Below are 15,053 nucleotides of genomic sequence, written 5' to 3' on the forward strand. Positions count from 1 at the left end.
TCCCGGCGCGATGCCGACTGACGCCATCCTCCACGCCACCCGCCAGTATCTCGGGATCGATCCCACTGTGTCCGTGACGCTCACCCCGATCAAGAAGGGTGCCTCCGGTCGGACGATCGTGCGCGTGCAAACCCCGGGCAAGGATCCTTTCATCGGCATCCACTGGACCGACGAGCGCCCGGATAGTGACAACTTCCTGCCCGTCGCGAAGTTCCTGAAGAGCACCAAGCTGAATGTGCCGGAGATCTTTTACGAGATCCCGCACCGCCGTGTCGCGCTGGTGGAGGATCTTGGCGACATCGATCTTTTCTCGATGAAGGGCACTTCCTTCGAGGATCGCGAACCCTACTACCGTTCCGCGCTCTCCCAGATCGACAAACTTTTCTACTCGAAGGGTCCGAAGGACTTCGAGCTCATGCCACCCTTCGATGAATCCCTCTACCGCTGGGAGCAGGAGTATTTCTTCGACCACATGGTGGAAGGCTTGTTGGGTATGGATGCGAGCGAGCTACGGGAGTCATCGGAGTTCGAGCAGCTCGCGAGGCGCCTTGGCAGCGGGGCGAAGCATCTCGTCCACCGCGATTTCCAATCCCAGAACCTGCTGCTGAAAGATGGCAAGGCCTGGTGGATCGATTTCCAAGGCATGCGCCGCGGCCGTCAGGAATACGACATCGCATCCCTAGTCTATGATCCCTACATGGATCACTCTGCGGAAGAGCGCGAGAGCATCCTCGCCATCTGGGAAGATATCGCGGAGGACCGCCCGGAAGAAACCATCTTCCGCCAGTGTGCCAGCCAGCGGCTGATGCAGGCGATGGGTGCATTTGGCAATATCATCCGGAATCGCGGAGATGACTGGTATCGCCAGCATGTCCCGGTCGCTGCCCGGCTGCTGGCAGAGGTGACAGAGGGAACGCCGTTGGAAAAACCACTGGCCCCCGTACTGGAGAAGGCCCAAGAGTTCACTCCGTGAGCGCCCCGTCCCGCCGGACCTTCGTGAATGCCGCCGTCATTCTTGGCGTGGGGCTATTCGCGCTCGGCGGGGTCTCATCGATCCCTCCGCTTCGAAAGGCGGAACGGGAGGCGGTGAAGAAACTGGCGCTCTCCTTCGATCCCGCCGAATCGGCCTTTGGCGGGGAGGGCAGCCAAGACAAGCCGTGGCGCCGCTGGAAGGCAAAGCCCGCCGTCGTGCCGGAGGCTCCGCGCTTTCTCACGGTGGACGATGATCCGGAGGGCTGGTTCAGCACTTCACCTCCTTCTCCGGTCGATTTCGCGATTCTCTTTTCCCGTCTGAAGGGGGCAGGACATACCAAGATCGGTTCCGCTTACCTGATGGCTTGGGAGCAGAACGATCCCTTGGCTCTTGTGGCGCTACGCAAGCAGCTTGATCGCTTCGATTCCGCCGTGCTTGGCCTGCCGCTCGCCCGCGGTGCCTCCGCCGAGCCGGTACCCGCTCCTTTTCTGCGGCTCTCCTTGGATATAGGTGAGGCGGAAGGCGACGTGTCCGCCCTACCGCAGGTAAATCGTCTGGCGGTGCCGAATGCGGAGCTTGGCGGAGAGCGATCCCAAGCCGGCTTCACGCTTTTGGAAAACGAGACGGATGCCGGTGATGGTCGCCAGCACCTTCTCGCCCGCTGGGGGAATCGCATCATTTTCTCGCTGCCCTTGGCCACGGAGATCGCCTCGCTCGGAATCGATCCGGAAGAAATCCGGGTGATCAGCGGTGCGGAGATCCGGTTGGGTGCCGGAGGTCCGGTGATCCCGATCGATGAGTTCGGCCGGACTCTTCCGGCTGCGGAGATCTCTGCCGTGGACATTCCCGCCACGAAGATCATCAGCGATGAAAATCCCGTACCGCCTTCGGTGGATCCGCTGATTCTGCGGGATGCCCGGACGGAGATTCCGGAGAGGGAACGTGCTTGGTCGAATGCTCTCGGAGGCTTGGTGCAGGCCTTGCGGTCCGCGCCCCGTTACGAAAATTCGACCGTGCTTCCGCGGCCGGAGCCAGTCACCGAACTAGCTCTCATTTCCCTGCTCGCCTTTTTCGGCGCGTGGGCGACTGCCCTGCGCGGGGTGTTCTGGCGGCCCATTGTGACCGTCATGGTGGCGGCCTTCGGGGCGGAACTCGTCTGGCTGCTGGCCGGTCAGTGGAATCTCTGGCTGCCGCCGTTTGCAGTGCTGGCACCCGCAGCGGTCACCCTGCTGCTCGGATTCATTCCAGAGAGGAAGGCGGCAGTCATCCCGGCTGTGACGGTTCCATCTCCTGCTCCCCAAGCCCCGGAACAGGTCCATGCTTCACCGGTGCCCATGGTGCCTGAGCCAGTTTCTGTCCCGAGGATTGATCCTCCGGAAGCAGGTCCGGTGCGGGTGCGCCTGCGGGTAACAGCGTCGGGGTTGGAGGTTGCCAAGCCTGAGGTGGAAATCCTTCCCGAGCCGGTGCCCGAAGAGCCCGTCGCCAGCAGTCCTCCTGTCCCATCTTCCGACAGCCCCGCTCCGAGTGCCCCAGCCCAAAAAGCCATGAAGAAGCCCGGTAGGGCTTCCTCGAAGAAAAAGCGCCGCTGAGCGCCGAGTGGTCTGCCACGAACAAAGTTCTGCCTTGGAACTTCCGCTGTTTTCCCGAATTTCCCCGCCTCTGCCATGAGCCTCCAGCACCCGATTGAGAAAGCCGAAGCTTTGATCGAAGCCCTGCCTTACCTGCAGGCCTTCCGCGGAAAGACCTTCCTGATCAAGATGGGCGGCTCCGCGATGGAAGATCCGGATCTCGTTGCCAAGGTCATGCGCGACGTCGTTTTCCTCGAAGTTGCGGGCATCAATCCCATCGTGGTCCACGGCGGCGGCAAGGCCATCTCCGCCGCGATGAAGGAAGCGGGGCTCGATGCCGAATTCGTCGGCGGCTTCCGGGTGACTTCGGACGAGGCGATTTCGATCGTAGAAAAAGTGCTCTCCAACGAGATCAATCCCGGCCTTGTTCGCATGATCCGCGATCTCGGTGGCAAGGCGGTCGGCATTGCCGGCACGGATGTTTTCCTCGGTGAAAAAATGCACGCGACTGATGCCCAGGGCCAGCGTGTGGATCTCGGTCGCGTCGGCGAAGTCGTCGGGTGTCAGCTCGGCCAGATGGATGCCGCACACCGCGCCGGGATCGTTCCGGTGATCTCTCCGCTCGCCGCTGAACTCGCGACGGGCCGTCCTCTCAACATCAACGCCGATCTCGCCGCCGCCGCATTGGCGAAGGAACTGCGCGTGGCGAAGCTCGTCTATCTCTCGGATGTGCCCGGCCTGATGAAAGATCCATCCAATCCGGATACGCTCATCAAGTCCGTCAATCGGGCGCAAGCCGACGAGCTCCTTTCCGACGGCACGATCTCCGGAGGCATGATCCCGAAGATCAAGAGTGCCATCGATGCCCTGAATGCGGGCGTCCGCAAGGTTCACTTCATCGACGGCCGCCTTCCGCACGCCCTGCTGCTGGAGATCTTCACGCACGGTGGTATCGGCACCGAAGTGACCCGCTGATCAAACAAACAAGGCGCACCTCCCGGCGCGCCTTGCTTGAAATCCATTTTCGGGAGACCGGGTCTTAGTCCGTCTTGTCCGCCGTTTCGCCCTTCGGCGGCTCGATCAGCGCACGGAACTGTTCCGCCCACTCGCGGGCCTTCGGGTGGGTGATGTGCTGCTCGATGTGCTTTAGCATCGCCACCGCGGCATTCTTTTGGTCGCCGGATTTGTAGAGGTCTTCCTCCATCTGCCAGACCAGATCCGGCTGGGTTTCCGAAATGAACTTGTCGTATTCCGCGGAAGTTTCGGCATTGGGCTTCGGCTTTTCTCCACCACGGCCCTCGCCGCCACGGCCACCACGACCGCCGCCTGTGAAGTATTGGGCTGCCACGCCCTCATACTTGATCCGCTTCATCCACTGGTCGCGCATCGCGTCCACTTTGCCCTTCTCCCGCAGGGGCGGGAGGACGACCTGATTGAAAACCTGGGAGACTTCCAGCGGGGAAAGGGGCCACTTGTCCACCTTGATATTTCCGAGGCCATAGGCCTTGGCGAAGACGGAGTTGGTCACCGGATCTCGCAGCGGCTGCACGTTGCCGTCGAATTGTTGAGGAGTCGCGAAAATCGAATCGAGCGCTTCAAGTGCGCGGGGTGCGAGTTCCTCCGTCTTCCCGCCTGCTTGAGCGGCATCCATGGTCAGCACCAGCCAGCGGAGCTGGTGGCGCAGGCAGCGGCCCAAGCCATCTGCATCCAGCCGCTCGCTTTGGTGGCGCTTCCATTCGCGGAAATCCTGGGCGCTCTTCTTCTGGTCGGAGAATTCCACTTTCTCGACGCACTTCAGGTAGAGGTCGATGGCAGCTTCATCGCTGGCCATCCCGGCGCGGAAAGCAGAGGCCGCGGAGTCCATGCGACTGCCGGCCTTCTCCTTCGCGCTGTTGCGCAGGGATTCGAGTTTCTCGATCAGCGCCTCGCGGTCGGCTTGGCTGAGGGTATCGGCATGGACAGCGGGAACTGCGAGGAACAGTGCGAAGAGACAGGGGCGGTACATGTGGGCTTGCGGGTTTGGATCAGGTGAAACGCCTGACAAGGGCCGATGTTTTGCATCAAATCCCGAATTTACAGCATTTTCCGCGCAGCAGACCGGCCGCTGGGACAAAACGCCAGTCGCTAGATGCATCCGGTGACCGCAGGGTATTTACAGCCGGCCTGCTCTTGTCCCCGATTTAGGGTTCGCGGATCTCGACGCGGAAAAACTGCCTGTTCCCCCCTCCGGGGGCACCCAGAGTCATCCTGCCTGCGGATCTTCCGGCTTGGTCATTCCCCGGGATTTCCCAGGGCTGCCAAGCCGCGAGATCATCCGAACTCAGGATTCGGAAGACCCGGTCTGCGGGGAGATCGAAGGAAAGGTTCGTCTGATTTTCAGAGCGACTCAGGACAAGCCGGGGTCTGGAGGCGGCGTCGTGAGGTGAGCTTCCCCAAAGGAACTCATCGGAGTTCGGGACTCCGTCACCGTCTGGATCGAGTTCGGTTTGCCCGCTCGGGGAAGATCCGAATTGCAGCAATCGCCAGTCCTCGTAGCTCGCCCGTGCGGAAAGTGCGGAGCTGATCCATTCGCTGGCCATTTCCAAAGCGGTCTCGTTGATCTGGCTGCTTCCCAAGGGAGGCATGGGCGAGAAGCCGCCGGTACCTGCGAGGCGATGCAAAAGAATCGAACGGCTGGCATCGCCTTTTACCACCAGCCGCTTGGAGGGATCCCCGCCATCGCGAACAGCAAGGCCATCCACCAAGCGGGTTTCGGCGAGCGTGAGCCCGGCCCGTGCATCCCAACTCGGCGGAGCGCCACCACCCGGGCGGTGGCAGTAGCTGCAGTTCACGGCCAGATAGGAACGCAGCTTGGCTTCCAGGGTGTAGCCCTCTTCCTCAGGTCCTACATGCCGCGGAAGAATGAGCGGCGAGCCCGGGGAGGTTTCAAAGAAGCCTCCTTGATCCAAGAGTCGCAGCATGTTTCCGGTGAAGCCATTGATCTCCTGCTGCCGGTTCAACTGCCGGGTCTCAAAGGAAAGCACTCCTCCTGCCGCTTCATTGTGGCAGGTCAGGCAATCGGCGCGTGAGGGGATCCGCCATGTTTGAGGGGACGCCTGACCGTCCACCACGATGTTCAGGGGAATCTCCTCACCCTGCTGGGGAGACAGGACGGCATCCGTCTGAGCTTCGTTCCAGCGGTAGCTCACCCCGTAAACTCCGGTGGCATTCTTCACCAGCACCCGGGTCTCGAGCCGACGCTTGGTCGCGGGATTGCCGCGCTCCGTCTCGATGTCGAAGTGTTTCACCCAGAGTGCTCCCTCGGGAAAGCTCCACGCATCTTCCTCCGCCCAGCCGATCTTTGAGGTGAGATCAGGCATCGCGAACCACCGACGCTTCAGAGCGTGGTCGCTCCAGAAGGAGAGTTTCGGTTCGTAGGGAAGCAGTCCAGGGTTCGGCGAGAGGGTGGCCAAGTCTGCGAAGAGGCCGGTTTCACCGAGCGTCTGCGGATAGTCGTCCTCGACCGGGGTTTCGCTGCTCAGCCGATAGATCGGCGAGTTCCCATAGTTGTTAAGGTGGGCAAGAACATCGCCGTTTGAGGGATCGAGTGCGAACCCGGCGATCCGGGGCAGGCCGGTGATGCGCTCAACGACTGGCAGGCCGCCGTTTTTCCGGAGGGTCCAGATGTTGCCCGAATCCCAGTCACCGAAGAGATAGGCGCCCTGCAATCCGCCGTAGCGGCTTCCACGATAAACCAGTCCGCCGATCACCGAGTTTCCTTTGAAAGCCGGATCGCCGGGAAAGGTAGCGTGCACGTATTCATGGATGGGATCGATCAAGGTGCCTTGAAACCCTTCGGGGATGGGGCGGAAGCCCTCGTGTGCGCCGTCGCGATAGACCCAGCCATAGTTCCCGCCACGGGTGACCAGATTCACCTCCTCATACTGATCCTGCCCGACATCGCCGCACCAGAGATCCCCGTTTTCCGGATCGAAGGAGAACCGCCATGGACTGCGAAGGCCTGTCGCCCAGAACTCCGCACGAACCTTCGCCGGATCCACCGGCAGGCCATTGAAGGCCGATACGCCGAGGAAGGGATTGTCCGCGGGGATGCGATAGCGGGGAACCCCCTCGTCGGTCGGGATGGATGGATGGGGATTCGGCAGGGCATTTTCCTCCAGGCAATCCACGTCGATCCGGAAGATGCCGGAGAAAAAATTCAGGTCGATCTTCTGGCTGTTTTCCCGCAGGTCGTATTGCGGGCCCTCGTCTCCGGCGGAGAAATAAAGGTAGCCATCCGGCCCGAAGTGCATGTCGCCCCCATTGTGGTTTAGCTCGCGGTCGGGTTGTTCGATCAAGATCCGTTCCGAAGCCGGATCCACGGCATTCGGATTATCAGCCCGGACGCTGAAACGGGAGACTCGCTGGGAATAGAGACCCGCTTTTTTGACCGTGTAGAAGACGAAGAAGTATCCGTTTTCCAGATGCCGGGGATGGAATGCCAAGCCGAGCAGGCCATGCTCTTGCCAAGCGCCGATCTCGATCGACTCACCGCTTCGCGCGGCGAGAATCGCCGGCAGGTCCATGAACTGGCTTGTGACCGGCGTGGATGCGCTTACGTCGTGGATCAGGGTGATCCGGCCTTGGGCCTCGCAGATGAAGAGCCGCTTGGCGTCACCGGGAATGCTGGCAATGGCGGTGGAGCGGTTGAACTGAAGCCCTCCGAAAGCCTCGACGAACTGATAATGGTTGGGAGGTGGCTCCGCAGGCATGGCGAAGCCGGAGGGGGAGACGCGCAAGCTATTGGAGATTTCGACGCTGACGGAAGCTGCCGCCGACCAGCCTTCCGCCCCGCTTACCCGATAACTGAAGCTGTCTGTCTGGCTGCCGGGTTCGTGGGTATAGAGAATCCGGCCTTGGCCATCCGGCACTGCGGTTCCTGATTGAGGTGCGTCCACGATTTCCAGCGAAGCCGGATCGATCGGGCCGGCGTCGTTTCCCAAGACCCGGATCAGCGCCTTTTGGCCGACATGCATGGCCACTGCGTCTGGATGCACTTCCGGAGCTGCGTCGGTGGCTGATATCAGGGAGATGAGGAATAGGGCGCGGGCCGTCATCTGAGCGCACCCTGCCGTGAGCGTGGCTGGGGCGCAATCCTAACGGGCAGGGTGGACAGTCCGCTCCTCCTGCGTCATGGTCCCCGCGATGTCGAAAGCACGCATTGGATTCGTGGGAACCGGCCGGATGGGAGCCAATATGGCACGGCGGTTGAAGGATCAGGGCTACGCGGTTACCGCGGTCTATGACGCCTTCCCGAAGATTGCCCAGGATCTCGCTGCTGAGATCGGCGCGACCCCGGCCACGACTCTCGCGGAAGTGACTGCCTCTGCGGACGTCATCATCACCGTGGTGACGGATGATGCCGCCATGCGCGGAATTTTCGCGGACAGTGGTGACTCCCTGCTCAGCGGCTCGGAGGGGAAGGTTTTCATCAATTGCGCCACCGTCAGCCCGGAAGTCCATGTGGATGTGGATGCGGCTGCGGCGAAGCAGGGTGCCTCCGCGATTGAAGCCTGTATGGCCTCCAGCATCACCCAAGCCCGCCAAGGAACCCTTTATCTCATGGTCGGCGGCACGGATGAGGCTTACCAAAAGGTTGAGGGAGTGCTGAAGGATCTCTCCAGTTCGCTACGCCATGTCGGCGGCACTGGCCAGGCCGCGAAGGTGAAGGCACTGGTGAACATGGTGATGAATATCAACACCGCGGGACTCGCCGAGGGCCTTGGCTTGGGAGCCGCGCTGGGCCTCGACCTGAAGATGCTCAAGGAAGTCTTTTCCCAGACCGGTGCGAATTCCCGGGTGTTGGAGACCGACGGCGACGATATGATCGCCCGTGAGCACGATTGCTTCTTCTCCGCGGCCCACGCCGCGAAGGACAGCGGCATCGCGAACGAGCTGGCCTTGAAGACCGGCGTGAACGTGCCGCTTTCCCTCGCCACGGAGGCCCAGTACCACCGGATGGTGGAGCTCGGCCTTGGCGAACTCGATAAGTCGGGCGTGGCCGAATTGACCTTCCCCGGCCGCACCGTGCATTGATTTTTCCCGCGATGGACCTTCCTGAATTCCGCAATCGCCTCGGCGAGAAACTCGACTCCTTCTTTCACCCCGGAAACCGCGACGGGGTTCTAGTGATCCTTGGGCACGGGGTTACCGGCAACAAGGATCGTCCGCTGCTGATTGCCTTGGCAGAAGGCCTCGCCGCCCGCGGTTGGCCCTGCGTCCGGCTTTCTTGGTCGGGCAACGGCTTGTCCGAGGGAGATTTCCGCGATTCGAACATCAGCAAGGAAAGCCGCGATCTCCGCGACGTTCTCGATGCCCTGCCTCCCAAGCTGAAGATCGCCTATATCGGTCACAGCATGGGTGGCGCGGTGGGTGTGACCACGACGGCGGGCGATGACCGGATCCGTGTGCTGGTCACCTTGGCGGGCATGATCCGCACAGAGGAGTTTTGTGAGCGCGAATTCGGAGAAGTGATCCCTGGCAAGGGCTTCATGTGGGATGAGCCAAGTTGCCCGCTTTCGCAGAAATACGTCGATGACCTTGGTGCCATCGGCGATCTCTTTGACGAGGTCGGCCAGATTTCGGTCCCTTGGCTGCTCATTCATGGCACGGCGGACGACGTGGTCCTCATCGAGGACAGCCGTGACGCCTATGACACTGCGGAGGAGCCGAAGCGCCTCGTCGAGATCGAAGGTGCGGAACACTCCTTCGACGAGAAGACCTATCCGAAGGTCATTCAGGAAACCGCGGACTGGCTGGACGAGTATCTTGTTTAAGGGAAGTGAAGCTTCGGTTTGCGAGGTTCAGTTTTTAAGCCTTCAAACTTGGGAATCCGTCCCCTACTGACCCTCGCGTGCTCGCGAAACGCATCATTCCCTGCCTCGATGTCACCGATGGCCGTGTCGTCAAAGGCGTGAACTTTGTCGATCTGATCGACGCCGGTGATCCGGTGGAGGCGGCCATGGCCTACAATGCCCAGCAGGCGGACGAGCTCGTTTTTCTCGATATCACCGCGTCTTCCGACAATCGCGCGACCATGGTGGACGTGGTGCGCCGCACCGCGGCGCATTGCTTCATCCCGCTGACCGTGGGCGGTGGCATCCGCTCCGTGGAAAACATGCGGGAGATGCTGCTGGCGGGGGCGGACAAGGTCGGTATCAACACGTCCGCGGTGAAGGACCCGGGCCTTGTTGATGCGGGAGCCAAGGCCTTCGGCAGCCAATGCATCGTGGTCGCGATCGACGCGAAGCGCGAAGCCCCGGGCAAGTGGGGTGTCTACACCCATGGCGGCCGCACTGCGGTGGGTCTCGATGCGGTGGAGTGGGCGAAGGAAGTCTGGCGCCGCGGGGCGGGGGAGATCCTGCTGACCAGCATGGACGCCGATGGCACGCAGGCTGGCTACGATTGTGATCTGACTGCCGCGATTTCCGAGAGCGTGGGGATTCCGGTGATCGCCAGCGGCGGCGCGGGGAACTTGGACCACATGGTGGAAGTGCTTGAAAAGGGGAAGGCGGATGCTGTTTTGGCAGCCAGTATCTTCCACTTTGGAAAGCACACCGTAGGGGAGGCGAAGCGCTATTTTGCGGAAAAAGGCATTCCTGTCCGCCCAGAAGTGGCGTGAGTGCCTGATAGTCAGGCCTAGCCCCGGGATAGGAGGCGCTCCGATCTTTGATTTATGAGCTTGCCGTAGAAATCCGTAACGTGTAGCGGGGGAATTGTCCGGCGGAAAAACGCGCCGGACACGCTCCTCTCGGTCGTGCGCCATCGGCTGCTGAAGTGCTTTGGAAAATGGCGTTGCGACTACAGAAAATGGACATCTACGTGGGCAACCTGCCCTTCAGCGCCACCGAACAAGAAGTGGCTGAGCTCTTTGCCGCCTTCGGTGCGGTGGAGAAAGTAAAAATCGTCACGGATCGTGAAACCGGTCGTCCGCGCGGGTTCTGCTTTGTGACTTTGGCCGATACCTCCCGTGTCAAGGAAGCCGCTGATGCTGTGAATGGTCAGGAGTTGGGCGGTCGCCCGCTCCGTGTCAATCCGGCTGAACCCCGCGAGAGCAAACCAGGCGGCTTCGGTGGCGGTGGCGGCGGTGGTCGCGGCGGCTACGGTGGCGGCGGTGGAGATCGTCGCGGCGGCGGTGGCGGCGGCAAGGGCGGCTACGGTGGTGGCGGCGGCGGTGGAGATCGTCGCGGCGGCGGTGGTGGCAAGGGCGGCTACGGTGGCGGCGGCAAAGGCGGCTACGGTGGCGGCGGCAAGGGCGGCTACGGTGGTGGCGGCGGCGGTTACGGCGGTGGCGACTGGGATTGATTCCCTCCCGCGGCTTTCACGCTAACAAGCTTTCAATGCCTCGCTTCCCGCATCCGGGAGGCGGGGCTTTTCTTTGTCGAAGGAAGAGAGGCGGTGGCGGGGCTTCTTTCCCGTATTACCAGAGCTTGCGGCGAATTCGGGAATGTTGGATGCTTCAACCCGTTCCATGGCACCCACTTCCGTCAATATTGCGCGCGGCATCTATCTTTTAGTCTGCGCCAGCGGTGGATATGCCATCGCCTACATCCTGGGTTCGAGCAATGTCGACGTCTCTCCGGTGCAGGGCATCTGCGCGGGTCTTGTGGCAGGTGGCTTGTTCGTCTGGATCGAGCTCCTGATCAAAGGCTTCAGCCTGCGGGCATTCTCGACCGCGACCTTCGGTCTACTGGTGGGGATCTTCTGCGCGTGGCTGATCACGCGGCTCCAGATTTTCGACCTGCTGAATATTACTTTCCGGAACCGGCTGGGCCCGGCTGATGCGAGTTTGGATAGCACGGCGGCCCAGAACGCGGTGGATGCTGCCGCCACGCTGACGCTTGGTCTGAACGTGCTGCTCTATGCGACGCTTGGGTTCTTGGGCGCCGTGGTGGCACTTCGCAGCAGCCGAGACGACTTCGCTTTCATTCTTCCCTACGTCCGCTTCCGGCAGGACAGCAGCACCGGCCAGCCGGTGGTGCTCGATGCGGAATCGGTCATGGATGGCCGTGTGGCGGGTGTGGTTCGCTCGGGTTTCCTGCGTGGCCGATTGGTGATCCCGAAGTTCGTGTTGGATGAAATCCAGGTGCTCGCCAGTTCTCCGACCCAAGCAAAGCGTGAGCGCGCCGAGCGCGGGCTGGCTTCCCTTGAGTCGATGCGCTCCGCGAACGACTTGCAGGTCACCATCGAAGATGCCGGCGTAAATGGTGATGAAACCATGCACAGCCGCTTGCTTCATGTCGCCCAGCTTCTCGGGGCGCGGCTGATGAGTACGGATGAGAATCTCTGCAAGGTGGCGAAGCTCCGTAGCATTGATGTTCTCAATCTGGACGAGCTGCTCGACGCGTTGCGTCCGGCCGTCGGCGTGGGGGAGAAGGTCCGCCTCGCCTTGGTTCGTGGTGGCAAGGACGAGCACCAGGGAGTGGGCTACATGCCGGATGGTACGATGATCGTCGTGAATCATGCCGCGAAGAAGATCGGGACCACGCAGGATGTGGTGGTCATCAGCACCCTGCAGACAAGCTCGGGGACGATGGTCTTTGCGGAGCTGGTCGGGGCGTGACTTTCTAATTGAAGAAACGGGCGATATTCAGAAGGGCGAATGCCGCGGTCATGAAGCCGGTTACCAAGGCTATCAGCTTGAGAGGTGCTTTGATTTCATCGAGGTCCCTGCCCGGTTTCAGGATCAGATGTTGGAAGGATGACGAGTAGAGGGTCGCCACGGAGGATGCGCAAACAAGGCCCATCGCGAGCATGGAGAATTTTCCGGGAAGAAAAGGAGCATCCATGAGGAAGAGGGGACCATCCATGAGGAACAGGATGTTCCATCCGATCAAGAGAACGGCCAAGGCTTGCCAACGGACAGGAATCCCCTTGGGACGCGGAACGCTGGAGGCCGGGCCTTGTGCCTGAAACCCGCTGGCATGGATCTGCGAAAGCAGAGCGTCAGGGCTGCCGGTGCACCAAAAAATGATCCGGGCGGGATAGGTGGCCACATTGTGGTGAATCCGTATTCCCCAGCCGAGCGCCGGAATGACCGCATATCGCTCGAGTGAGACCACCGTTTCGGGTGTGAAGGTGTAGCTTCCGAGAAAGGTGACTTTCAGTTGGAGGGAGCGGGCTGTAACCCGCAGCTTGGCCATGGGCCAGCTCGCGTTCATCAGTCCAATCTTCGCCCCGCCGGTTTTCTCGAGTAATTCGCTCACGCTGCTCTCAAGGGTGTCGTTCGTTTTCCTTGGGCCCACCGGTCTTTCCAGCGGGTAAAGATCAAGCTATCGCCTCCGCTGCCGCCAATCATCGATCGCCCCGCCAAGATGGCGGATGGTGTCGCTGGCTGTTGCGATCGGGCCATTGGCCAAGCTTCGTTCTCCCGCCCTCCCGCACAACCAGGCTCCCAGTGAGGCTGCATCCGTGCTCTCCGCGCCTTGGGCCAGCAGGGTGCCGATGACCCCAGAAAGAGCGTCTCCCTGGCCGCCGGACGCCATCCCGGCATGACCGGTGGGATTGAAGCGGATTGCCTGTCCGGACTTGGCCACCAGCGTGCGTGCGCCTTTCAGGAGCAAGGTGCAGCCGTGCTTTTGAACAAAGGCTCCGCACGCGGTCACCGCCGATTCCCCAGCCAGCTCCGGTGCCAAGCGAGCGAACTCTCCCGGATGAGGCGTGATCACGTGATTCGATTTTAGCAGATCGAGTCTTCCAGCCTTTGCGATCTGGTTCAGCGCATCTGCGTCAAGGATGATGGGGCGTTCGTCGCTCGCGAGAAACTCCAGAAGAGACGCATGGTAATGCTGGCTGGCATGGCCCGTGCCCGGGCCGATGACCAAGGCATCGTGCCTTGCTTCGAAGGCCTCCTTCACCGGGTCCGGCGAGGGCCGCACCATCACCTCAGGAGGCATGGCACTGAGCAGATGCGGCGGGAAATCTCCCTCCACATGCAGGGTCACCAATCCGGCGCCGGCATGCAGCGCGGCGCTTGTGCAGATCACGGCCGCGCCTGTCATTCCCGGGGATCCCGCCAAAATTCCCGCGCGCCCCGCATCTCCCTTGTGAAAACCGTGCGCGCGCGGTTCCAGCAGTCCTGGGAACGCCTCCGGACAAAAGAACTTGAGAAAGGAATCATCGGGAAGGGGGAGGTCCTTCAGAGGGACAAGGACAACCCGTCCGCAGCGCAGTACCCCGTTTGGACTGGCTATTCCCATTTTGGCAACCCCTACCGGGAGTGTCAGGTCTGCAATCACGGCCTCACCCGAGCCCGTGTCCGCATCGAGTCCCGAGGGTAGGTCCATGGCGGCCACGACAGCGCCGTGGTTCTGCCGGAGGGTCGCCATTTCCTCCGCCATCGCTGCGACCGGCCCTCGCAGCGCGCCCTTTGCTCCGATGCCGAGCAAGCCGTCGAGAAGGAGGAAGGGCCCGCTGCCCTTGTGGCGGGGTACATCAATCTCCGGAGCGATCGCCAAGTCCCGGAGCTTCCGGCGGGGCAGTTCGCCCCACTCCTCCTCGGGAAACGCCGCACGGATCGCAATCCGCCAGCCCGCCTCCCGCAAATGACGAAGGGCGACTAAAGCGTCGCCCCCGTTGTTGCCCTTGCCGACGTAGCCGATGGCGCTTCCCGGCCGGGAAAATTGTTCGATCAGGCGTTCTGCGATGCCTTCACCGGCGAGATCCATCAGCGCTTCCGCCGATACACCCCGCGCGAACGCGGCTTCTTCCAGCGACCGCATGGCCGCACCGGTGACAAAGGACATGCCGCAGCCTAGTCCATCAACCCGACTTGCGGAAGCGCACGACGCCGTCGGCAATGCCTTCTGCCAGCGATTGGCGGAAATTGGCCGACTTCATGCGGTTGCGTTCGTTCGCGTTGCTGACAAAGCCGCATTCCACCAGAATCGAAGGGCAGCGGGTATTCCGGATCACGTAGAAGCGGGCGAATTTCGCCCCGCGGTTGATGGCCCGGACCTTCGACATGATGCCGGAGTGAACGTAGGAGGCGAGCGGCTGGCTCTGGCCGGAGTGATAATAGGTCTCCAGACCGGACACGGACTGCTTCCAGGTGTAGTTGTAGTGAACGCTGACGAAGATTGCGTCCGAGTAGCGGCTGGCGATGCGCACGCGCTCCGGCAGGGAAATGAAATAGTCGCTCCGGCGGGTCATCACCGTGCGGAAGCCGCGCTTCTTCAGCTCACCTTCGAGCCGCGTCGCGGTATCGAGAGCCAGGTGCTTTTCATACACCATGCCCCATTGGCCGCCCTTGTCGTGCCCGCCGTGGCCGGGATCGATCACCACGGTGCGGAAAGCACGTGCGTGGGCCGTGGCGGAGGCGAGTGCCAGAACAAGGAGGGAGAAAATAAGCTGACGAAGACCTCTCATGGGAAGATCGTTAACCAACGAAAACAGTTTACATTATTTAAATATAATGGGCGGCCTGTAAAGGACAAATGCCCTGCGGAATCCCGGAGGAGATGCGGGAAAAGTGC

The 15,053-nt window shown here is 61.6% G+C and carries 12 protein-coding genes and 1 pseudogene; 8 read left to right on the plus strand and 5 right to left on the minus strand.

What is annotated here, in order from left to right; translation table 11 throughout:
- Positions 1-10 precede the first annotated feature (10 nt).
- The 3 genes from HHL09_RS14885 to argB all read left to right on the plus strand — a co-directional run bounded on the left by HHL09_RS14885 (position 11) and on the right by argB (position 3,516).
- The gene (locus HHL09_RS14885; protein WP_169455416.1) at positions 11-973 is read left to right on the plus strand and encodes a phosphotransferase; all 963 of its coding nucleotides are present in this window, start codon (positions 11-13) and stop codon (positions 971-973) included.
- Positions 970-2,562, plus strand: a complete 1,593-nt coding sequence (locus tag HHL09_RS14890; protein WP_169455417.1) for a hypothetical protein — start codon at positions 970-972, stop codon at positions 2,560-2,562. The genes HHL09_RS14885 and HHL09_RS14890 overlap by 4 nt, the downstream gene beginning before the upstream one ends.
- Positions 2,563-2,637: 75 nt before the next feature.
- Positions 2,638-3,516 (plus strand): acetylglutamate kinase, encoded by an 879-nt coding sequence (gene argB, locus HHL09_RS14895; protein ID WP_169455418.1) that lies wholly within the window; start codon positions 2,638-2,640, stop codon positions 3,514-3,516.
- Positions 3,517-3,580: 64 nt separating this feature from the next.
- On the opposite strand, the gene HHL09_RS14900 is transcribed toward argB, so the two are convergent.
- Together HHL09_RS14900 and HHL09_RS14905 are read right to left on the minus strand one after the other, a co-directional pair.
- Entirely contained in the window at positions 3,581-4,546 is a 966-nt protein-coding gene (locus tag HHL09_RS14900; RefSeq protein WP_169455419.1) for a hypothetical protein, read from the minus strand.
- 175 nt (positions 4,547-4,721) lie between these two features.
- A complete protein-coding gene (locus HHL09_RS14905) occupies positions 4,722-7,637 on the minus strand; it encodes a PQQ-dependent sugar dehydrogenase (protein ID WP_277349117.1) in 2,916 nt (971 codons plus the stop codon).
- 70 nt (positions 7,638-7,707) lie between these two features.
- Between HHL09_RS14905 and HHL09_RS14910 the strand changes: the two are divergent.
- From HHL09_RS14910 to HHL09_RS14930, 5 genes and pseudogenes are all read left to right on the plus strand, one after another.
- Positions 7,708-8,616 (plus strand): annotated as a pseudogene (locus HHL09_RS14910) (NAD(P)-dependent oxidoreductase); the annotation flags it as partial.
- Between the two features lie 11 nt (positions 8,617-8,627).
- Positions 8,628-9,356 carry an alpha/beta hydrolase gene (locus tag HHL09_RS14915; RefSeq protein WP_169455422.1) on the plus strand — a complete coding sequence of 243 codons (729 nt, stop codon included), beginning with the start codon at positions 8,628-8,630 and terminating at the stop codon, positions 9,354-9,356.
- Positions 9,357-9,433: 77 nt separating this feature from the next.
- Positions 9,434-10,201 carry an imidazole glycerol phosphate synthase subunit HisF gene (gene hisF, locus HHL09_RS14920; RefSeq protein WP_169455423.1) on the plus strand — a complete coding sequence of 256 codons (768 nt, stop codon included), beginning with the start codon at positions 9,434-9,436 and terminating at the stop codon, positions 10,199-10,201.
- A gap of 167 nt (positions 10,202-10,368) precedes the next feature.
- The gene (locus HHL09_RS26675; protein WP_277349118.1) at positions 10,369-10,884 is read left to right on the plus strand and encodes an RNA recognition motif domain-containing protein; all 516 of its coding nucleotides are present in this window, start codon (positions 10,369-10,371) and stop codon (positions 10,882-10,884) included.
- Between the two features lie 166 nt (positions 10,885-11,050).
- Entirely contained in the window at positions 11,051-12,142 is a 1,092-nt protein-coding gene (locus HHL09_RS14930; protein WP_169455424.1) for a PIN/TRAM domain-containing protein, read from the plus strand.
- Between the two features lie 4 nt (positions 12,143-12,146).
- On the opposite strand, the gene HHL09_RS14935 is transcribed toward HHL09_RS14930, so the two are convergent.
- The 3 genes from HHL09_RS14935 to HHL09_RS14945 all read right to left on the minus strand — a co-directional run bounded on the left by HHL09_RS14935 (position 12,147) and on the right by HHL09_RS14945 (position 14,946).
- Positions 12,147-12,785: a hypothetical protein gene (locus HHL09_RS14935; protein WP_169455425.1), complete on the minus strand. Its 639-nt coding sequence runs from the start codon at positions 12,783-12,785 to the stop codon at positions 12,147-12,149.
- Between the two features lie 66 nt (positions 12,786-12,851).
- Positions 12,852-14,324, minus strand: coding sequence for an NAD(P)H-hydrate dehydratase (locus HHL09_RS14940; protein ID WP_169455426.1), 1,473 nt, complete (start codon positions 14,322-14,324; stop codon positions 12,852-12,854).
- Positions 14,325-14,340: 16 nt separating this feature from the next.
- Entirely contained in the window at positions 14,341-14,946 is a 606-nt protein-coding gene (locus HHL09_RS14945; protein WP_169455427.1) for an N-acetylmuramoyl-L-alanine amidase family protein, read from the minus strand.
- Positions 14,947-15,053 lie beyond the last annotated feature (107 nt).

The sequence above is a fragment of the Luteolibacter luteus genome (assembly GCF_012913485.1).
Lineage (GTDB): Bacteria > Verrucomicrobiota > Verrucomicrobiia > Verrucomicrobiales > Akkermansiaceae > Haloferula > Haloferula lutea.

What these genes read in the sequence shown, in the direction of transcription:
- HHL09_RS14900 (WP_169455419.1), bottom strand. Translation starts at nt 4,546, where the DNA reads ATGTACCGCCCCTGTCTCTTCGCACTGTTCCTCGCAGTTCCCGCTGTC.
- HHL09_RS14945 (WP_169455427.1), bottom strand. Translation starts at nt 14,946, where the DNA reads ATGAGAGGTCTTCGTCAGCTTATTTTCTCCCTCCTTGTTCTGGCACTC.
- HHL09_RS14885 (WP_169455416.1), top strand. Translation starts at nt 11, where the DNA reads ATGCCGACTGACGCCATCCTCCACGCCACCCGCCAGTATCTCGGGATC.
- HHL09_RS14940 (WP_169455426.1), bottom strand. Translation starts at nt 14,324, where the DNA reads ATGTCCTTTGTCACCGGTGCGGCCATGCGGTCGCTGGAAGAAGCCGCG.
- HHL09_RS26675 (WP_277349118.1), top strand. Translation starts at nt 10,369, where the DNA reads ATGGCGTTGCGACTACAGAAAATGGACATCTACGTGGGCAACCTGCCC.
- argB (WP_169455418.1), top strand. Translation starts at nt 2,638, where the DNA reads ATGAGCCTCCAGCACCCGATTGAGAAAGCCGAAGCTTTGATCGAAGCC.
- HHL09_RS14905 (WP_277349117.1), bottom strand. Translation starts at nt 7,637, where the DNA reads ATGACGGCCCGCGCCCTATTCCTCATCTCCCTGATATCAGCCACCGAC.
- HHL09_RS14930 (WP_169455424.1), top strand. Translation starts at nt 11,051, where the DNA reads ATGGCACCCACTTCCGTCAATATTGCGCGCGGCATCTATCTTTTAGTC.
- HHL09_RS14915 (WP_169455422.1), top strand. Translation starts at nt 8,628, where the DNA reads ATGGACCTTCCTGAATTCCGCAATCGCCTCGGCGAGAAACTCGACTCC.